The organism is Bacteroides sp. 2_2_4 (assembly GCF_000157055.1).
GTDB lineage: Bacteria > Bacteroidota > Bacteroidia > Bacteroidales > Bacteroidaceae > Bacteroides > Bacteroides ovatus.
In genome coordinates, this window is record NZ_EQ973360.1 from 349,590 (window position 1) to 371,539 (window position 21,950).

The 21,950-nt window shown below is 39.6% G+C and carries 15 protein-coding genes; 11 read left to right on the top strand and 4 right to left on the bottom strand.

The window, feature by feature from the left end; translation table 11 throughout:
- Positions 1 to 1,095: hypothetical protein (locus BSCG_RS13375; protein WP_083793659.1), on the top strand; the 1,095-nt coding region annotated here is incomplete at its 5' end.
- 417 nt (positions 1,096 to 1,512) lie between these two features.
- Here BSCG_RS13375 and BSCG_RS13370 read toward each other — a convergent pair.
- The 3 genes from BSCG_RS13370 to BSCG_RS13360 all read right to left on the bottom strand — a co-directional run bounded on the left by BSCG_RS13370 (position 1,513) and on the right by BSCG_RS13360 (position 6,798).
- Positions 1,513 to 4,584 carry a chondroitinase family polysaccharide lyase gene (locus BSCG_RS13370; protein ID WP_008776118.1) on the bottom strand — a complete coding sequence of 1,024 codons (3,072 nt, stop codon included), beginning with the start codon at positions 4,582 to 4,584 and terminating at the stop codon, positions 1,513 to 1,515.
- A 35-nt stretch (positions 4,585 to 4,619) separates the two neighbouring features.
- Positions 4,620 to 5,312 carry a DUF6250 domain-containing protein gene (locus BSCG_RS13365; RefSeq protein ID WP_008770454.1) on the bottom strand — a complete coding sequence of 231 codons (693 nt, stop codon included), beginning with the start codon at positions 5,310 to 5,312 and terminating at the stop codon, positions 4,620 to 4,622.
- 115 nt (positions 5,313 to 5,427) lie between these two features.
- The gene (locus tag BSCG_RS13360) at positions 5,428 to 6,798 is read right to left on the bottom strand and encodes an LruC domain-containing protein (RefSeq protein WP_008776119.1); all 1,371 of its coding nucleotides are present in this window, start codon (positions 6,796 to 6,798) and stop codon (positions 5,428 to 5,430) included.
- 325 nt (positions 6,799 to 7,123) lie between these two features.
- Between BSCG_RS13360 and BSCG_RS13355 the strand changes: the two genes are divergently transcribed.
- The 5 genes from BSCG_RS13355 to BSCG_RS13335 are packed head-to-tail and all read left to right on the top strand — an operon-like array spanning position 7,124 to position 15,459.
- Positions 7,124 to 8,296: a HEAT repeat domain-containing protein gene (locus tag BSCG_RS13355; protein WP_004298140.1), complete on the top strand. Its 1,173-nt coding sequence runs from the start codon at positions 7,124 to 7,126 to the stop codon at positions 8,294 to 8,296.
- 5 nt (positions 8,297 to 8,301) lie between these two features.
- A complete protein-coding gene (locus BSCG_RS13350; protein ID WP_004298138.1) occupies positions 8,302 to 9,777 on the top strand; it encodes a glycosyltransferase family 2 protein in 1,476 nt (491 codons plus the stop codon).
- A 30-nt stretch (positions 9,778 to 9,807) separates the two neighbouring features.
- Positions 9,808 to 12,777 (top strand): hypothetical protein, encoded by a 2,970-nt coding sequence (locus BSCG_RS13345; RefSeq protein WP_008776120.1) that lies wholly within the window; start codon positions 9,808 to 9,810, stop codon positions 12,775 to 12,777.
- Complete coding sequence (locus BSCG_RS13340) at positions 12,752 to 14,905, top strand: DUF4838 domain-containing protein (RefSeq protein WP_032849533.1); 2,154 nt, start codon at positions 12,752 to 12,754, stop codon at positions 14,903 to 14,905. Before BSCG_RS13345 ends, BSCG_RS13340 begins: the two co-directional genes overlap by 26 nt.
- Before the next feature lie 38 nt (positions 14,906 to 14,943).
- Positions 14,944 to 15,459, top strand: coding sequence for a DUF1573 domain-containing protein (locus tag BSCG_RS13335; RefSeq protein ID WP_008641720.1), 516 nt, complete (start codon positions 14,944 to 14,946; stop codon positions 15,457 to 15,459).
- 93 nt (positions 15,460 to 15,552) lie between these two features.
- Here the strand turns inward: BSCG_RS13335 and BSCG_RS13330 are convergent, their stop codons facing one another.
- On the bottom strand, positions 15,553 to 16,113 hold the full coding sequence (locus BSCG_RS13330) for a hypothetical protein (RefSeq protein ID WP_004313843.1): 561 nt from the start codon (positions 16,111 to 16,113) through the stop codon (positions 15,553 to 15,555).
- 286 nt (positions 16,114 to 16,399) lie between these two features.
- Here BSCG_RS13330 and BSCG_RS13325 point away from each other — a divergent pair, with 286 nt between their 5' ends.
- The 5 genes from BSCG_RS13325 to BSCG_RS13305 are packed head-to-tail and all read left to right on the top strand — an operon-like array spanning position 16,400 to position 21,743.
- Positions 16,400 to 18,205 carry a transglutaminase domain-containing protein gene (locus BSCG_RS13325; RefSeq protein WP_004313842.1) on the top strand — a complete coding sequence of 602 codons (1,806 nt, stop codon included), beginning with the start codon at positions 16,400 to 16,402 and terminating at the stop codon, positions 18,203 to 18,205.
- Positions 18,206 to 18,235: 30 nt separating this feature from the next.
- Positions 18,236 to 19,288, top strand: a complete 1,053-nt coding sequence (locus BSCG_RS13320; protein ID WP_004313841.1) for a hypothetical protein — start codon at positions 18,236 to 18,238, stop codon at positions 19,286 to 19,288.
- Between the two features lie 7 nt (positions 19,289 to 19,295).
- A complete protein-coding gene (locus tag BSCG_RS13315) occupies positions 19,296 to 20,837 on the top strand; it encodes a hypothetical protein (protein ID WP_008641715.1) in 1,542 nt (513 codons plus the stop codon).
- A gap of 4 nt (positions 20,838 to 20,841) precedes the next feature.
- Positions 20,842 to 21,300: a hypothetical protein gene (locus tag BSCG_RS13310; protein WP_008776122.1), complete on the top strand. Its 459-nt coding sequence runs from the start codon at positions 20,842 to 20,844 to the stop codon at positions 21,298 to 21,300.
- A complete protein-coding gene (locus BSCG_RS13305) occupies positions 21,297 to 21,743 on the top strand; it encodes a hypothetical protein (RefSeq protein WP_008641713.1) in 447 nt (148 codons plus the stop codon). The genes BSCG_RS13310 and BSCG_RS13305 overlap by 4 nt, the downstream gene beginning before the upstream one ends.
- The last annotated feature ends 207 nt before the right edge of the window (positions 21,744 to 21,950 follow it).

Consider the following 21,950-nt stretch of genomic DNA (forward strand, 5'->3'; position numbering starts at 1 on the left):
CCGGAGGGGAACGATTTGACCTCAACACCCAACAGTAACTTCTATACTTTATATTCACGCCTTGGAGTAGACGTTGCCGGTCCAAAACTGGGAACAGCCAAGACGTCTGCCAAAGTAGAAGTCGACTTCCGCGGCACAGGCACTTCTTATTCGGTCATTCGCCTTCGTCATGCTTATTTGAATCTGGATTGGGGTAAATCGGCTTTATTGCTCGGGCAAAACTGGCATCCGTTATTCGGAGATGTGTCTCCGCAGATTCTTAATCTCTCCGTAGGAGCACCGTTCCAACCATTCAGCCGTGCGCCACAAATTCGTTATCGCTATACAAACAAGAATTTCCAACTTACCGGAGCCGCAGTGTGGCAATCACAATATACTTCACAAGGACCGGAAGGGAAAACACATAAGTATCTGAAGCAAAGCTGTATTCCCGAAATTTACTTAGGATTAGACTATAAAAGTAAACAATTGCAAGCAGGAGTAGGCGTCGAAATGCTTTCACTGAAACCTAGAACGGAAGCAATACTCCATCATTATTTTACAGACCCGTATACCGGCTATATGCATTCAATGGAAACAACCTTCAAGGTGGACGAACGCATTACCACCCTGTCCTACGAAGCCCATGTAAAATATACGAATAAAGATTGGTTTATAGGTGCGAAGAGTGTATTAGGATCCAATCTGACACAAGCTTCCGGTTTGGGTGGATTCGGGATCAAGTCTGTCAACGAACAAACGGGAGAACAAGAATATACTCCGATACGTTTCTCCAGCTCTTGGTTCAACGTTGTCTACGGACAGAAATGGAAGCCGGGAATCTTCGTAGGCTATGCCAAGAATCTGGGAACAAGTGATGCACTATATGCTCCCAAAGGAAATGATGCAAAACTTTATGGAACAGGAACAGACCTTAACCAATTAGTTACGGCAGGAGCAGAACTGACCTACAATGTCCCCCACTGGAAATTCGGGTTGGAATATACATTAAGCTCTGCATGGTATGGTTCGCTCAATACGTCCAATGGGAAAATTCAAGATACCCATGCCGTATGTAACAACCGTATTGTTGCCGTTGCCATGTTTATGTTCTAACCTCTCTATACAATTATTTTAATTATATATCTGTCACCTGTCACCGATTGCTGCTTAACGGTTTGATTATTAACAATTAACACCGTGACAGCAATAGGTGACAGCAGTGTGACAACAATAATGCTGTCACCAGAAACAGATAAGCTACATTTCACAACGCGGAGGTATTCACTCCGGAAGCTCCAGGCAATCCTATTTATTTCATGAATGCATTACCCTTGTTTCTCGTAGGGAAACTTTTAGTTTCAAGGCTTGAAACCAAAGGTTTCGTACCGGGAAACTAAAGTTTCAGCATTGGGAAACTGTAGTTTCAGCACCTAGAAACAATAGTTTCAACGGCATGGAAACTATGGTTTCTCCAAGAGAAACTACTGTTCCCCTATCAGGGAAAGCAAATGATCTCCTATTGTCTGACTTTTATCTCCTTAACTCCACTTCAAAGCTAGCACCATCTTTGCAACTGAACTGCAAAACTGTTTGCTTCTTATCAGAAGAAATCACCTTGCAAAAGGGAGTTTCTTCTACATTCCATTGCCCTTTTATCGTTACAGTCACAGGTATTTCACCACTGGCATTTTCAATCCATGGTCGTGAATAGATACTACGTTCGATACGTTTCCCATCTTTATCAAACGCTTCATCGCTTGGACCGCGATACAAAGCCAAATCCGGTTGTGCCACCGTCAACTTAATCTTATCAGCAGATTCTTTATGAGTCATAACCAAACAGGAAGTATCCACACGTTGTAATAAGCCACCCGGCAATGTCGTTTCAGAAGTTTCAAACAACACATAAGAAATGATCTGTTCGGAAACGGACTCAACAATATGTGCATTCCTGTCTTGCCGTAATACCTTATAAGTAGGCTTCTTTGCAAATTTCTTCATCAGAGCTTCATTCGTCTGAGGCAAAACAGCGTATTCATAACTTCCGTTTTTCGGTGCCTTTCCATGATCTACAACCAAAGAAACCCAATCACCCTTTGTTTCCTTTCCTGTATTTTGCATTCGCGAGTATTGAGGAAAGTTCTTCTCAAACCGGATGGGAGTTGGAACATAATAACCCGTTCCCAAATGATCTACGTATACTTTCTTATCTCCTTGATAATTTTTCCAATAATCATGCCCTGCTTTATCAGTAACTGCCAATTGGAAGATAGTCGTTTCTGTCGGGAACTCCGTATTTGTATTTTCAATATCCGAACCAAGACAAACAATCATTCCATCGATGAAATGGTAAGATTTACGTGCCCGATGTGATCCGTTGTACTTATCATGCTCATGTAACTTCATTCCGAAATTACCATTCATCTTCTGTTGAGACAAACCACCGGCAAAAGCCTCGTCGGAGTAAAGCATCTCTTCCATTCCAGAGTAACTATCCACATTGAGCACCTTAGCCTGCAATTGCTCCAATGGCAAATGAATAGATGTCACTCCCGGAATACGGTTCCAGTCAAAACCTTCCTGCTGCCAGCCGCTAGTGGCGGGAGTTACTGTCTGTCCCGGTGCAGCAGTCAATATTTGCAAACTGCCGTGTGCCAGGTAACGACCGTATAGATTTGCTCCCAGATAATGCTCTGCCGCCCATAGATAACGGGAATGTCCGCGTGCCACAGCCGACCAGTTACTACGACGTTGGACAGAGACGCAACCATATCCCATCGCTATATTTCCCTGCGGGTCCGGTTCCGGACGGAAACCTTTCTCCACAAGACGTTTTGCCACCTTACGTTCTTCAGCATTTGAAACCTTAGGCATATATTCGGGAGAGTCATTTTCAATACTTGGGTCTGAAATCAGACGGAGGTAAGAAGAAGCCATTTCACTATCATATTCCTCCTTTCCATCGGGAGAACCGGCTAAAGCCATCATAGCAAAATGCATAGGAACCAGTTTACCTTTTCCATCTGGATGACGACCGGACATGGAAAGAGGGAAGTTCAGCTTATTGCAATAGAAACGCATGGTCAACAGTACATTTTTCACTGTTTCATGAGCTAACTCGGAAACAGCAAATTCCGTCCGGCTGAAAAGATAGATCATATTGGTTGCTCCATCGAGTCCGCCCACAGCATAAGCCGGATAGTTATTTCGATGATGGAAAGCACCTCCGTCTACTTTAAACGAACCGGACAATCCCAATGCAGGACGGCAACCAAAATCAATCCAACGGGAGAAAGACCGGAGATATTGTAGTTTTTCCGGTGTATCTTCCATCATTAAAATGCTGGCAATGCGTCCTGTGGTCTGTGTATTGAAAGAGTCCATATCAATTCCATTGACTTCCGGTTTAGGGTATACTTCGTTAGTAATCGCATACCAGCGTAATGTCCGTTCGGCTTCCTGAAGTTTCCCGGTTTCCCTAAGCACATCTTTCATCAGAAAATATGCCAGGTACAGACCGCGAACACTATAGCCATAATGATGGATATTTCCCCAACAACTACCATAAGCTACCCCCTGATCGGTTATGTGATCGTACATTGCTAAGAACTTCTTCTTCATTTCTTCCCGAATCACCGGATTTACCACATTATTATATGCAACGGCAATTCTTTTCATCAGGTCGAAATAAGCACGCATTTCCACTCCCATTTTAGTCAGCATATCTTTATCCCAGTTCGGTATGATCCGTTCATAAGCTTCTGAAGCACGTACCATGTAAATAGGTACTCCCGATACTTGACCATTCTTGTAAGTTATCTGATAGAAATCATATTTCTTGCGGATGGTTTCTACTTCTTTATCTGTCGTTTTCCCTTTCGTGTAGATCATATCACGAAAACGCTTTTCCAACAGTTGCATTTCTGCTCTTTGCTTATCGTCTACAGGAGTCAATTCAATATCCGGTTTCAAAAGCGAGTGTTGATAGACAACCAGCCAATGGTTGGTGGTTCCGGCATTGACAAAAGGGACTTGCAGATCGGCCGTCTGTTGACGTGCATCAACCTTAGTAGCCGTAATCAAATGATCGATGAAAAGGCTTCCTTTTGAATTTGGAGCAATAATCCGGAGTTCATTCATACCTTCTTCCGGTGTGCCTTGCATATCACGTTCATAGCAAACCCATGCGGCGCGCCAACCACTGAAATTAATACCAAAAGGGAAAGATGTGCATCGTTTGCCGTCTTTCAGAAACTGAAACTCAATGATCGTATCTTGGGGAACTTCATTATAAACCCACACAATAAAAGCCGAAAGATATAAATCCTTGCCGGTCGGATCTTTCTTCTCAAACTTCAGGTCTTTCTTGAGTTCCAATATACCACCCGGTTCAAATGTCCATTCCAACGAATGTTTTCCATCTTTATAATGCAGATCAGATACCGACAGGCGGGAATGGGTAGCGGTGATGCAATCCGGTATTTGCGGTTCTTCAAAAGAAAACATCCGTTCATCTGTTACAACTTGAGCATGAAGGAATGCTGAGCACAAAAGAGAAAACAGAGTTGTCACTCCAAATTTAGTAAAAGGTTGTTTCATCATGGAAATATAGTCTTATTAGGTTTTCAGTATATAAGTCAAAGTATAGTCGCTTTAAAATCTGTAAAGAGTACGTGATTCTGCAAAAGACGTAAACCGAAGTGTCCGTCACCTTCACCACCCGCAAGGGTATAGCGGAACAACTCTTCATCATTCACAGAATAAGTTGTGATTCCCTTTTCCACTCGAATCCGAATCTCATACCACTGATTGGGGACGAGTAAATGAGAGGCATCGGTATATTCTTTCAATAAAGGTTTCACCTTGTCATCTGCCACTCCATAATATTCTCCTTTGTATCGACGGAAACGGGTCGTTGAATTATCATTTCCTCCGTATCCAACGTAGAAAAGGTTTAATGTGTTATAGTTTTTAAAGATGCCGTCACGCCACTGACTACGGGCAAAAAGATCATCAGGGTATTTAGGATCATTGGCAGCCCAGAAGCAGTTCAGATCACTCAAGCGGTCATACTTTCCACCTTGCATCACCATACAAATACGATAACATATTTCATAATCGCCCGTCAATCGTTGCCGATACCACATAGTCAGTCCGTCCGGAACTATCAATTCTAATGTATCTGCACGTTCTATTATCTGCAAAGCATGGGATGCATCTTCTATTTTCCATTGCTGCACAAAGGAAGCTTTGTGCTGTGCCAAAAGCACCACACTATTTAAGAGAAAAAAAGTAATCAAACTGTAGCCTATAAAAAATCGCTTCGTCATTACGGTATTAGTTTAAAGATTATTCTTCCGAATACAAAGAAACCCCTCTTTTCGAAAAAAGAGGGGTTCAAATTGTACAAAATAACTCAAATAACGTATTGACAGATAATTTGCATTACCAATATCTTATAGTTTTTTCATCAACAAAGTTCTCATACCATTTCTGGTTTGAAGCACCCTTACTATCTACCCATTTAGTAAAATCAGGATATGCTTCTCTAAATGGTACACGTTCATAAGCATGACGTGTGCCAACCGGAAGTTTAACTCCCCAAGTGGAACCTTTGGTATTTGAATAATAAACATTTGCATCCAGTGTAGTGTCACCCGCAACCAATGCTTCATATTCTGCTTTGTAAGCAGAAGTCGGTGCATAACCCCTCATGTGTATTTCTTTACCACCGTTCACCTTAATAAAGAAATTCTGTCTATTAGTATCTAAAATCAACTCTCTAAATGCTGCAAGCTGAGCATCTCTTTCGGCTCCAGTTAATCCTTCTTTACCAATCAGTCTAACTTCAGCACGCAACATAGGTAGTCCTTCTCTTACTTTTCCTTGTGTTACCTGAAACATATCCTGATTATTATCCATCAAAGAAGTTAAACCATCCAGTGTAATAACAGTTCCTTCCGCTTGTGCTTTATCCACTGTCAATATTGCGAAACGCGGTTCTTTGCGAGTATCATTACTCCAATTCCAATTTTTATTTTCAACTTTCACTATATTTTTTGTAGAAAGTTCCTCTTTAGCTAAGTCTGTCATTGTTCCCTGACCACCTTTTAGTACAAGGCTTGCAGTAATCCGATCAACATACTCGCTTTTCAAACCATCCAGTACAACACCTAACACAGTCGGGTATATACCACCTACAGCACGAACATCCAAAGTCAACAACAATTCTTCTTTACCTCCTACAGTCTCCATCATCTGTTGACTATGACATTCAGTCACCTTCAAGTCATACTCGAATACAACATCGTTGAAATCTTCATCATACCATGAATCCAGTTGAATAGGCCAACCATCTTCGAACATCACCACACCTGTGTTATGATAGAAAAGATAGCCTTGGTCCGTTTCATTTGTCGGCTGCACTGCATCTTCAGGAAGCGCAAGAGTTACCGATGCCAGACGGTTTGTTTCAAAATTGAAACCAGTACTCTGATCTACACCACGACTAACAGGAGACAAAGCAAATTCTTTTGTAGCTTCTGTTCCCGAAACTGTATTGTATTTCATATACACTTTCTCGCAAGCAGCAGGAACATTCAACGTAAGAGTACGGGAATCTTTCACTAATACATCTCCCACAAGCAGACTCGCTTCAGAACCACTTTTATCGGAATATACATTCACAAGTGCAGAAGCATTTACCGGGTCAACAGTTCCCGAACCATCGTTACCTTTTTCCAACTCATTATCAGAGCAGGAAGTAGTAACCAACATTGTCCCCATAAGGACATACATCAAACTTTTAATTTTCATCTTAATTTAATTTTTAAATTTATTGTTTGTTTTTGTTTCGCATGAGAACCTGGCTTATCACACTTATTTTCAGGCTCCATTTGTTAACTTATCAAAAATATATTTAACTCCTAATAGCTTTTTGCTTGCCTTTATTTGTAATTTCAATCCTTTCCATCGAGAATAATCACAAGAGCTAAAATAGGGCTCAAAAGGCCTGTTCATGAACACTGGATAATATATACAAGTTATTTCGTATATTTGCATTAGACAGAACATTCAATACAACAAATATAGAGCTTTTATTCCGAATATACAAGTTCTATATATAAATATATCAAGGGAAATGGATCAAGTACTGTATGGTATAGATTACATAGAATATTATTTCTATTGGATATATTACAAGTTTATTGGCTATCCTTTAATCATAAGAATATGCTCAATTGCTGTAATGTTTTGTATTATTGCGTACTTATTTCTCCTATTCCATATTATATATGGTATATTTAAAAGGCGAAAAGAGAAGCGGAAATACAATAAAGCATTTGATAAGTATTATGAAGAAATGAAATCTATCTCACTAGATTCCAACACATTGAGTGAAGAAGAGATAGCTGACAGATTAGAATATGATACGAAAAAGCGCCCGAAACCTAACGAGTTACGCATTATCACTCAACTATTAACAGAAATCAAGAGTGTGCATGAAGATGAGATCAATGAACTAAACTATCAAACGATTCAAACCGTATTCCAAATCACACGTTTCCTTGAACGCGAACTTCAATTCGGTTCCAAAAGATCAAAGATACAAGCTCTGAAACTTATTCAGTCCATCAATGGCTATGCCTCTGAAGCGGTATTGGTGCGTTTCCTCTATCATCGTGAACTAGAACTAAGAAACTCGGCACGCTATACTTATATGTGGTTAAGCCAGGGTGACCCGTTCCGCTTCTTCGACGAAGACATCGGCATGAAGTTAAGGCAATGGGACATGATGGAGTTACACGCTATCTTGGAGCACCGTAAGAAAGTGGGATATAACACACCCACCTTTATTAAATGGGTGAATACTTCAGCTGAAGAAAACGTTAAGATATTCTTTATCAACGAAATCCGGCTATATAATGAAACCGAAAGTGCCCCAATTCTCGCGAAGCAACTCAATGCCCGTTCTGTGGAAATACGAGGTGAAGCGATCAAGACTTTAGGTAAACTAAAATACAAAGAGGTTGAACCTAAGCTGATTGAAATGTATAATGTACAACCGGAAGAAGTCAAACGACAAATCATTTCGGCTATTGCGGATCTAAAGACCGATAAGGCTTTAGGATTTCTTTACAATGCTTATGATGAAGCAGATAACTGGGGAACCAAGAGAGTCATACTCAAAGCCCTCTATGAGTATAGTGCAATGGGAAGGAAAACATTCGATCAATTGGAAAGAAAAGCAGATTCCCACACAGCTATATTGTTTGCCCACACCAAGCATCCGTTAATCAACCAGTTAAACTAGAGAACATGAGAGATATAATATTTACATTCTTCAATTATTTCGTATTCTTTTATACGAGCATGCTGGCGATATTCTTCGTCACATTCGCCTTCCTCTCTTTCATTTCTCTAAAACGGAGAAAGGATTACTATGTGGAAAGCTATATGCGGAAAACAATCAAGGAATCCCCCTATACACCGGGCATTTCGGTAATTGCTCCTGCCTTCAATGAAGAAAAGACAATCATTGATAATGTGAACTCCATGCTTGCATTGGAATATCCGCTTTTCGAGGTGGTTATTGTAAATGATGGAAGTACGGACAGTACATTGGAAAAGATGACCGAATATTATGAACTGGTAGAAGTGCCCTATGCTTATATCGAGCGAATCAAAACCAGACCGTTCCGAAGACTCCTCAAATCCTCCAACCCGAAATACAGCCGACTCATCGTTGTAGACAAAGAAAATGGAGGAACCAAAGCGGATGCATCCAATGCGGGTATCAACGTTGCTTCTCATCCTTATTTTATCTGCACGGATGTGGATTGCATTTTGGAAAAGTATGCTCTTTATCGTTGTATCTCGCCCATTATATCTTCAGAAAAACAAGTAATTGCAGTCAGCGGAACGATGTTGATGGCTAACGGATGCGTCGTGAAAGACGGACAAATCATAGACGTTAGAACTCCCCGTACACCGATTCCACTTTTCCAGAATCTGGAATATATGCGCTCTTATCTGATTGGTAAGATGGGATGGTCCGCTATCAATGGTATGCCGAATGTTTCCGGTGGATTCGGTCTTTTCGATCGTTCGGTAGCGATTGCAGCCGGAGGATACGATGCTCCCTCTTTTGCCGAAGACATGGACCTCATCACCCGCATGGTAGGATATATGTGCGACTTCTCCCGTCCTTATAAGATCGTACAGATTCCTGATACTTGTTGTTGGACGGAAGGACCTCCCAACCTGGCAATGCTTTACCGGCAACGTACCCGTTGGGCACGGGGATTGTTCCAGACACTTAATATCCATCGTAAGATGATTTTCAAAAAGACGTATAAACAGATGGGACTGTTAACTCTGCCTTATATGTTCGTTTTTGAGTTTCTAGCGCCGATCATCGAGCTCGTCGGTTTGATAGTATTTATCTATCTGGCCTTTACAGGAGCAGTCAACTGGAACACGGCATGGATGATTTACCTGACGATCTATACGTTCTGCCAGTTCCTTTCCATCGTTGTTATTACCTACGACTACTATGTCGGGATGCTATATAAAAGAGGATATGAATACCTGTGGATTATCATTGCGTCCATATTAGAGCCTATCTTCTATCATCCCATCATCACTTTCTGTTCATTGAGAGGATACCTCAGTTATCTGACCAATAGAGACTTCAAGTGGAAAAACATGGAACGTAAGGGATTCAAGCAGAAAGAAGAAAGTGCAGACGGTACTGATATAACGGCAATGAAGCCCGAACCTGCTACGATTTAAACAAGAAAGAAAGATTAAAGACAAGATAGAATGAACAGAGAATTTCTCCATAAGATCACCATATTAGGTTGTCTGTTTTTACTGATAACCTCTTCCTCCGGGACCGACAACGGATTCCAGACACCGGAGCAATATGCCCAGATTGTACAGGAGCATTTTGCGAACGAGGAATGGGAAGCAGGGAAAGAGCTGTTGGAGGAGGGCCTTCAGAAATACCCGAATGTTTCTGACCTTGAATGGCTCATGGGAAAATACTGGTTCCACGAAAAGAACTATGACCAGTCGCGTTATCATCTTGTCAAAGCGATAGATGACAATTACAACAACGTCAATGCCAAACATCTGCTGGTAGACGTAGAAGATATCACCGAAAATTACTCCAGTGCTATTTGTTACGTTAATGAGTTGCTGGAAGTGAATCCGTATTGGAGAGGTTTATGGCGAAGAAAGATTGAACTGTACCGCAAGCAGAACAACGATGTGGAAGCAGACCGTCTGTTGAAACGAATCAATCAGATTTACCCGAACGATACGATTCTAAGGAAGGATTATATCCACAGCATGGAGGTAGGCTACCAGCAAATGAAAAAAGGCGGTAACCGAAAAGAGGCTATCGAAAAGTTGACGGAGCTCATCAAAGTATCTCCTCAAAACGAAGAATATTATCTGGACATCATTAACCTGCATTTACAGGAAGGAAACCGGGAAGCTGCTCTAGGCTGGTCATCCAACGGTTTGGCTGCCATACCGGGAAGCGGTGCGCTTATCGTCAAAAGGGCGAGTATCCTTAGTGAATTGGCACGTTATCCGGAAGCTCTGGTGTTTATACGCGAGCAAATGCGAAGAAACAACAGCCCTGCCATACGGCGTATGTATAACGACCTGTTAATGGAGGCTGCCCGAGCAGAGAAGCAGCGGGATCCTTATGTATTATATGGCATGGCCTACGAAGGAGGTAATAAGAACAAGGAAGCATTAGACTACCTGCTGAACACTTCCGTCACCCGGGGATATACCGATGACGCACTCTTCTATATCAGAGAAGCTAAAAAACAATATGGCAACAATGATAAAGGAATTCTTTATAAAGAATATATGCTTTATCGCCAGATGAATGAGGATGATCTTGCCTATTCAACGCTGAAAAAGATGTATGAGATGTATCCTGATGATTATGATATTACGCTTGCCATGAGCGCACAACACATGAAGAAAGCTGAAAAACTGATGGAACTTGGTCTGTACGCAGAAGCATTGCCGCACGTATTGTTCGTTTCTCAAAAACATGTAGACGACAATGAAGTGAACGGTGCCGCATGGGAAAAAGCCTTGAGTTGCTATATCAATATGAAACGTTACAATGAAGCACTTGCCACATTGGACACCATCACTCTTCACTTCCCTGATTACGAAAACGGCACGTTGAAAAGGGCATTTATTCTCGATAAAATGGATAAAACCGAAGAGGCTTTGCAACTGTATCTATCTGCCATCGAGCAGAGCGATGAGGATATGCGCATTTTCTATGTTATCGGATACGAGGAACTAGCAGTGCCGTACATCAAGAAATGTATGGAAGCCGGAGCTACGAAGAAAGCATACGAGGAATCTGTTAAGCTAATTAGCCTGAATCCATCGAGCGATCTCGGATTACGGTATGCCATCAATTCGTCCGGTTTACTCGGAAAATACGATGAATTCGAGAAATATACGGCTCAAGGGATCAATTATTATCCTGAAGAACCGTTCTATCAGGCAAAGAGGGCTACTGTCCTTGAGCGTGACAAGAGATACGAAGCTTCTTTGGAATTCCTGAAACCGATACTCAATAAATACCCGAGTAACAAAGAGATTATAGGCGCATTCTCACAAAGCAGTGAATATCGTGCCCTGCAACTGACAAAGGCGAAAGAACCGGAAAAGGCTCTCGCTGTTCTTGATACAGCTTTGCTTTACGACAGTCAGAACAAATCATTGAAGTACACCAAGGGAGTGGTATATGAAGCCAACCGTCAAGCGGATTCAGCCTATTATTACCAAAAGTACTACGAGCCATCCATCATGGAATATCGCTCTTTCCAACGACACTTATCGGGCCTTAGAAGCATGATGCTCAAGAATGAGATTGCTTTGACCTACCTGCGTGCACGCTACGGAGAAGAAGACATCATTACCTCCGTTGCCACCGCTGAATACACTCGAAAAGGCCAGAAGAACAGCTACACGGGACGTCTCAACTATGCAGGACGAAGCGGCTCGGCAAGCGACAGCATGGAGGCTGAAGAACAGACACCGGGAGGAGTCGGCATTCAGGTACAAGGTGAGTGGACGCATCACTTCTCACCGAAGTGGAGCCTCACGGCCAATGCAGCCTTTGCGACCAAATACTTCCCGGACATAACGGCTGATGTCGCTTTACGGCATTATCTCAAGAATGATTGGGAAATAGGCGCACATGTGGGTTATAGACGGGTAGCCGCCTACACAAAGCGTTATGAATGGAACGATGAATTCTTTGCAGGCGGCACCGGAGACAATGGCTATCTGTTTACGGGTTGGAATGAGTCAAAGACTAACCTACTCACTGTAGGCGGAGAATTAGCCAAGACCATTGAAGTGGTTCGTCTCAACACGAAGATCGATATGCACTTCTTCAACTCTAACTTCTATTACAATGCGCAGATTGGCGCCAAATACTTCCCGGCGAGCGATACAAAGACAAATATCAACGCCATGGCAAGCATCGGATCGGCACCGGAAACGGCCGTACTGGACTATGCGCTGCCCGGCTCTTTCTCTCACACCAATACCATGGTGGGATTGGGAGGTCAGTATATGGTCAGTCCCAACATTACCATAGGCTTGATGGGCACTTGGAACACCTATTATAACCAAACCAATACGGTGCGAGGGACAAGTCCGTCCAACCAGATAGAATCCATATCGACACGCTATAAAAACTTATATAACATCTATGCACAAGTTTATATTTCATTCTGATACGCTTGGCCCTGTATTGGCAGGAATGATATGTATTTGCTGCCTTTTATCCGGCTGCCGTATGCAGGCACGCACGGAGATGTTCCCATCTAAAGAAGGGTATCTCGTCACCATTGGTGAGGATCCGACCGACAGAGACACCCGGTGGGCGAAATACCTGTACGAGCATCTCAAGAAGCGTGCAAACGACGATGAAATAGTAGCTTTTGGCGTTTCCGAAATGGACATGTGGCGCATCATCATACAGATAGACCCAACATTGCAGAGAGGATTCAAAGTAGCCTGCAAAGGCTCTGATATCAGACTGACCGCAAGTGACGACAAACAAATGTTATGGCTGCAATACCAACTGATAAAGAAGATCAGCAAAGAAGACCCGCGTATAGACGGTTCGGATCTTCCTCCCGCCCTTATCAATCTCAATGATACTTGCGGAAGCTTTGCATTTGACTACCAAAGCATTTATTCCCCATACGGTCTGAATCCCGATCAGACAGGGGTGATCGGACTAAACAACTTCGACGACAGCTGGGGAATATGGGGACACAACCTGCGGAAAGTATTGGGGAAAGAAGCGGAAAAAGTATACGCCACCATTCATGGAAAAACAGATGACTCACAACTATGTTTCTCTTCCGAGAACATGTACCGCCAGATAGAAAGTTATATTGTAGACAACTTCGGTGAAAAGGGGAATTCCCGTTTTGTAATAGCCCCGGATGATGCTCCGTATGCCTGCACGTGCGCCACCTGCACCGCACTGGGAAACACAGAGAAGAATGCCACTCCGGCCATTACGGAACTTATCATCCGCCTTTCACAACGTTTTCCCAAGCATTTTTTCTTTACGACTTCTTATCTGACCACACAACAGGTCACCGACAAACAACTCCCCTCCAACACCGGAGTAATCGTCAGCGCCATCGACTACCCACTTCGCCGGACAGACGGCAAGGATGAGCAAGACAAGAAATTTGCCGCCCAACTCGACAACTGGAAGAAAGTGACGAATAACATCTATATATGGGACTATATCAACAACTTTGACGACTACCTCACTCCTTTTCCCATATTAAAGATAGCCCAACAAAGACTCCAATTCTTCAAACAACATGGAGCCAGTGGTATATTCTTCAACGGAAGTGGATACAGCTATTCTTCTTTCGATGAAATGAGGACTTTTGTACTATCCGCCCTCCTTATCAACCCGGAGCTTCCGGTTGATGAGTTAATTAAAAGCTATTTCAATCAGGAATACCCGGTATCCAAAAAATGGCTGTACGATTACTACACAGAGCTAGAAAACAACGCCCAATCCGGAAAGCGGCTCGGACTTTACGCCGGTATCAGAGAATCGGAAAAAGGATTCCTCTATCCGGAGAAGTTTATCAAATTCTATGATGAAATGGGAGATTTTGTATCCGAAGCAAAAGGGAAAGAGCGCAAAAAGCTGCACGAGCTCCAGACCGCCTTGTCTTTCACGCGCATGGAATTAGCACGTGACCACAGTTTCGACGCTTACGGATATGCCAAGCGGAATGGAAAGGATATTCAACCGCTTCCCCAAGCTCGTAAATGGGTCACCCAGCTCAAAGAGCATCAAGCATTTGCCGGAATGGGATATTATAATGAGTCAGCTTATGAGATTGACTATTATATAAAGGAATGGGAACAATATATACTTGCTTCCGACATAAAGAAAAGTTTGTTTCTGGGAATGCATCCTTCCGCAACCCCTAAACTAAATAAAAATGATTCAAAGAAACTGACCGATGGCACTCACGGTTTACCCGGAGACTATCATTGCGGTTGGGTTATCATTCCGGGAGAAGAATGTACCATCAACCTGCCGGTTAAAGGACTCAATGCATCAGGAACATTCTATATCAGTTTTTTGAATCTTCCCCGCCATCGCATCTATGCTCCACAGCAAGTTCAACTGTTGAAAGACGGAGTAGCCTATAAAACAATAGACCTGAAACCGGAAGACTCCCCAGAAAAAGGAGAAATGATGAAAGCCACCGTTCCGGCAGACTTGAACGGAACAGAACAATTAAGCATAAAAATCAGTTGTTTAAAGAAGCCGGGAACGCAAATGGGTATCGATGAAATTGCATTCATCCCTTAAATGCTGAAAAAGTGATATAACAAAAATAAATGGCAACAATGAATAAATCTATATTCTATATTTTACTACTGACGGCACTTCCGCTCTACTTTACAGGGTGCAGAAAGGAAGTACGTCCCACCAGCATGACGATAAAAGATTCCGTCAGGCACTATTACCCTATCAAACAAGGTCAGCAACTCGATATCATGTTTACCATCACCAACACGGGAGACGCTCCGTTAATCATTTCAGAAATGCAACCTTCCTGTGGCTGTATCATTCTGGATAAAAGTTCGCATATCATCATTCCCGAAGACGGTATCAGGCAATTCAAAGCAACCTACAACAGCATCAAGAATGTAGGCGAAGTGGTTCACCGCATCCGGATTTTCGGCAATATGCTCCCCGACGGGAGAGCCGAACTTAAATTTGATGTTAACGTAGTCCCCGATGCAGACTATACACGTGATTATGAAGAACTCTATCAAGAGTTCAACACCAAAAATGGTATTGTCAGAGAGATGGTGGATGGAAAAGAATCTGAACTGGGATATTATGTCGGAGAACCGTAATCGATATCATGTATCAAGTATCAAATATTAAGTATTAACATCAAATGACTGGCTAATACTCAACACTTGATACTTAATACTTATTTCTCCTTTCTAAGGATGTATTTCTTTGAATGCGGCATTTTCTTCTTTCACATTCTGAATAGTCTGCTTTAACTCTCCAATCGGCAAGTCATATCCATACCAACCTGTATAGCAATCTACCACATACCATTTCCCGTCCGACTGCAACTCGAACTCGACACGCAAATCAACCTCGGATTCTTCATAGCCTGCCTCAAAGATTTTATGCTTCGGTTCATTCAACGTAAACTTGGAAACATAAATACCTCCCTCTTCCTGGGTGATACGTTCTTCCTTCATGGTTTCGCTATCCAGCAACGGCCACTTTTCCCGAGTGAAAGGGAATGTTTTCTCGGTTTCTCCGTCATCTGCCAACAAAGTGATCGGAGTCTTTAATGGGAACTTGATACGAGTATACTGGAAGGCTGCACTGGAAGTAAATTTATCCAGAAAGGATTTGAAATCTTCACCGTCTTGTGTAGTCAGTTCACTATCGGCTTTTGCCTTGGAACTATTACCGCAGGAGATAAACGAAACACCTGCGAGCAGCATCATAGCCAGCAAGCAGCATACAAACTTTTTAGCTCTCATAACACTATATAAATTAATAGTTTAATTGACGGCGCAAAGATAGTAACAAGTTTGGTTTTGCAATACTTTTATACATTAAAATTGGTTCAAATCAAGGCACAAAAGAAACTTCGTTATTACGTTCTAAATAAAAGATTTTAAAGAAATATCCGATTCCATTCGTCTACGGTCAAATAATGTACGTTTTCATCCTACTAATGTACCATTTACTCATACCTAAATACTTATTTCTCCTCACCTTTGTAACAACATACAAACAAAGAATACACTTTAACATTATAATACTATGAAAACAATTTACACCGTATTTTTACTTCTCTTGTTACTCAGTTGTACTTCATCCAGTGAAAAACTAGCATGGGAAATAGCAAACAATTCTCAAACAAATAAAAAGGAACTTACTCGCTTTTTAGAACATTATAAAACAAATAAGGACAAAGATAAATATAAAGCTGCTTGCTTTCTGATAGAAAATATGCCTAACAAATATTCCATCAATGGCAAAGAACAGAAAATATATGATATTGATATAGTAAAAGCTGACTCTCTCATAAAATCACTAGAGCATTCATTCTTTTTAAAAGAAAAGAGTCCTTATTTGAAAAATTATACATTCGAACAGTTCTGCGAATACATCTTACCATACAGAGTCGCTGATGAATCATTGCAATATTATTGGAAATGGGACTGTAGTAGAAAATTTGAGAAACAATGTACCAACGATATTATTCAAACAGCACAGAATATAAATGCTCAAATTAAAATAGAGCTATCTCCCGAATTTTACAAAGATACATTAAAATCATATTCATCAATAATAAAGACAGGATATGGTAAATGTGATGATAGAACAGCATTAGTTACTATGGCCTTACGGTCAGTAGGAATTCCTGCCGCATTTGAATTTGTACCTTATTGGGGAAGCAATAACAATGGACATTCTTTTGTTTCAATTATATTACCAGACAATAAAATATATCCATTACAAAACACAGACAAACAAGCAAACGGAGATTATTACCTATCACGTAAAACTCCTAAAATATATCGTAAGATGTATTCAATACAAGATTTAGCCAAACACATCGACAATATTCCCGAATTATTTCGTCACAATGACCTACTGGATGTTACAAAATTGCACAACATCGGCTCTTGTGATGTTACAGTCTCGACTAATATAAATAAAGAAAAAGAAAATTTTTTATCTGTATTTTCCCCAAAAAGATGGGTACCTGTTGCTTTTTCCTCTTCTCAAACATTCCATCACATTGGGACTGGAAATATATACAATGTTGATCGTAATAAGGAAGCTATTGATTTAGGTGATGGCATAGTTTATCTCCCAACTCACTGGGTAAATGAAGAGGCCATTCCAATAGGCAGCCCAATAATAGTATCGGAGGATTCAGTAAGGGAAATAAAACCAGACACTAAACATCTTGAAAGAGTAGTATGTAAACGCAAATTCCCTTTGAATATGCGAATTGTTGATTTCTCAAAATTGATGATTATGGGAGTTTTTGAAGGGGCAAATAAAGCAGACTTTTCTGATGCAACGGAACTTTATAAAATAACAAAAACTCCGGAAAGCAAAATGCAAAAGATAGAAATATCTGCAGAGAAAGCCTATCGTTACATACGTTATAGAAAACCAAAAGGGACCTTTAGTATCGCAGAATTTTGTTTATATCAATCTGATGAAAAGCTTCTACCATTCCACCCTATAGCTTGTGATGCTATATACGAAGACAGTACTATGCTTAATATTTTCGATGGACAACCACTTACCTATTATCAAGTGAGTGGTGGCATAGACTTATGGGTTGGTGTGGATTTATATAAACCTGTGAAGATTTCAAAAATTGGATTTGCTCCACGTAATGACGATAATGCAATAGTTTCAACAGACACTTATGAACTGTTTTATTGGCAGGATCAATGGATAAGTTTAGGCCGGAAACGACCAATAGGTGATAGTGTCGTTTATGATAACGTACCTCAAAAAGCTCTGTTATGGTTGCGCAATTTGACTAAAGGCCGTGAAGAACGTCCATTCACTTATGAAAATGGGAAACAGATATGGTGGTAAAATTATTTCTAACTATTAAATAATAAAATTATGAAAAAAATTACTTTGTTTTTGTCCTTACTTTTAATAGGAAGTGTGGGCTTTTCACAAATTATTCCGGGCGTAAACATCGGTAAACGCAAGGAATATATGATGAGAACGTATAAAATCAATAGTCAAAAGGCAGATGAATACGAACAAATTCTATTCTCCTTACAGAAAGAGAATGACCAGCTAAAGAATCGGAAAATTAGCTCTACTCAATTTAAAGCGGAACAAAAAAAGCTTTATAAAAAATATGGTACAATAATCAGCCAAGCATTTTCTGGAGGAAAACATAAAAAATGGAGCTCTTGTACCCAAGAAATGGAACGTTACCAAATACTAAGTGAAAACAAATTTATTCCATATGAAAAAATGCGTGCTTTGTATAAGGCCGAATCGGAATGGGTCAAAGAACGAGATAAAATGCATAAAGATACTGGAGAAGCATGGGAAAAATATGAAAATAGTGATACTATGGTATCCGAGCTAAATATTAAAATAAAACAAATATTAGGAACTGAAAATGGGACTTGGTATATCGAATATAAGAGACTGTTCTTCAGAGCACTTGACAATATGGACAAATATGGAGTTACATACAAAGATGCCTTTACCATAGCAAAAATAGAAGATACGTATAAACAAAAACGTGCAAACATACTCAATAGCAATAAAAAAAATGCCGAAAGGGAAGTGGAACTGATGGCTATTGATGATGAGATGGCAAAAAAAATAGCAAAGACTGTTCCGTCTGTTTCTGTAAAGTGGAAAAAAGTAAATAATGCAGCATTAGATCATACTTTGAAATCAAGATATGGGCTAAATCAGGAGCAAATAAACAAATTCAAGACAGCTTATAATAAGTATGCAATTGAAGAATATAAGATTCTCAATCAGAAAAAACTGTCTGATAGCGATAAATACGACCAACTCTCCCAATTAGGTGAAACCTTCTGTAAGACAGTAAATCCTTTATTCAAGGTTGATAATTATAAAAAATGGTATGGTTGGTGGAAATACGATTTTGAAAGAAAAATGAAAAGAAAAGGATTAAAATGATTATTTTATGAAAAAATCAACTTATATTTATACTGTTTTATGTGTAATTGCAATTGTCATTAGTATAGTAAATTGCAAAGATGAAGATTTGCTAGAATCAGGTTTACAGACTGACATGAAAGATTTTAGTTTGCAAGAAGCTAAAAACTTTTTTCAAACTCAAGCTCATGCTAATTTAACATTAAGTCGTTCATTGGATAACAAAAGGAATAAAACAGTTTCCCCCGGTGATTTCGTACCTAACTGGGATGCAGCAGTCAGTTCTACCAACAACGGACTCGCTTGCTATGATATTCCTATAACTCCGACTTATCACTTTAAAGCAATTTATGTAGATGAAAGAAATGGCAAGCCTTCTGCAGGAAAAGTCAATGTATATCAGAAACTAGTGATAGTAAAAGATGTAAAGAGCAATAGAATGGATCAATACATCTTAACTTTGATACCCTCCAAATTATATGATAGTAGAAATGGTGCACAAACTTGTAACAACTTTATAAATTGTGCAGACAAGGGTGGTTTTACAGGAGTAGCATTATATTCCTGTGTATATTCACAAGTTACAGCTCGTATAAGTACTTTTAAGAACGGAGTAAAAACGAGAGGGGTATTTCTATTAAATGCTTCAGGGAAAACTAATTTATCAGATAAGTATGAGCAGGCTCGCGCATTAGCATCTACTGTATATATTCAAAAGAAAAAGATGGTCTTAACGCGTGGAGAAGATGACTATAACTACGATTATGATTATGGTAATGAAGATGATTACACTTATATTGGTGAGACACTTGAAGAAGTCATAATTACTCCAGAATCAAATAATAATGAAACAAGTGGCGGAAACGATGAATGGGAAATCATAGCACCTCCCGATAGTGGAACAATAGACCCCGAACCGACAGAACCGGAATCGACGAGTACGGAAGATGATACTGTGACAGAAAATAATAATGGTGACCAGAATTCTGATGAAAAATCTATTCCTTTATCTACAGCTGAAAAAAAAGCAGTAAATAGCCTTTTAATCCAACTAGAAAAGCTTAAGAATATTGATCGAACGAAATACACAATTGAAAAACAAAACTATTGTCGTTCAACTGCACGTACAAGCAAGGATGGAGTTCTTCAACTATGTCAATTATTTTTTAGCTCAGATAATTTAACAGAAATAGATAGAATAGCCACAATATGGCATGAGATGTACCATATTGACCATAAGCATTATGGAAAACTTGAAATGACTATTCTCGAAAAAACAATTGTCCTAAATCCTCCACCATATATTGAAAAGATATTGAATGAAAGATTAGATATAATGTATGGCAAATATATAATGACTCCCGAAACAAGAGAAGCTGATTTTAAGCAAGAATTAATCATTGATCGCTATGGAACAATAGAATATTATAAAAATGAATTAGAGACGCATAAAGCAGAACGCGAAAACTTTCCAGAGGTATCACATTATTATGAGAATGAAAGAACTTGGTTAGAATGGACTTATGAACAACTTCTAATAATTGCTACAGAACAATCATCAAATAAATAAAATTATGAATACAATTAAATCTTTTTTTATAAGTATATTATTGTGTATGTCAATTCCTAGCAAGGGACAAACACAGGATTTAGAAATTACTTTTGCTTATAATAGACAAGACAATGCTTTGATTCTAAAACTTTTCAATAATACGGATAAAGAAATAATAGTATTGAATCAAAGCCTATTGAATGAATCATCTGGAAGCTGCATTATTTTAACTGAAAAACATGATAATGGACAGAGTGATCTAATCATCTCGTTATATGACTATGAAGATGGACAGTGGATCCGTTCTAAAACAATAAACCCTAACGAAAGACTAGAACTTTTTTATTCATTTGAAGCTATCCCTGCAAATAATGTTACAAGAGCTAGATTATTCCTCTCCACATATTTTAGAGATAGGAAGACAGGAAAATTAGTTAGCAAAAGATATAAAAATGATTTACCCATAAAACAAATTAAATGATAACAAGTAAACATTTATTTATAGGTATTGTACTTTTGGGCATTTCTATTTTTTGTACCGCCCAAGAAGTAAAAATTGAATTTTCTTATGATAAACCGAATAATTCTTTAACCCTTATACTTACTAATAATACAGACAAAGAAATTTTAGTTATGAATCAAGGGCGGTTAAGTGAATTTAGTGGAAGCTATATTGTTTTAACAGAATCTTCTAATGGGAAAAGCGCGGATTTGACGATTTGTCTATTTACTCTTGAAAGCGGGAAATGGATATTACACAAGAGTTTATCTCCAAAAGGAAGAATAGAACTCTCCTATCCTTTGGATTCTATCCCAGCCAATAATGTAGTAAGGGCACATTTGTTTCTTTCAACATATTCTAATGATGAAAAAACAGGAAAACTAACTTCTAAAAGATATGAGAAGAATTTATATATAGATTAAGAAGTTTTATTATTATACGGTACAGTTCTGTAAAAATTAGTGCCGATCGATTATGAAAATTATTATTTTCCAGCATTCTTTGTGTAAAACAAAACCAAGAGTGCTGGAAAATTTAGATTACACATTGCTCATCTTTAGGATAAATCATATATAAATATATTTCCACTTAAATTAAATGTACCTTATAAACAGTATGAAAAGCTATTC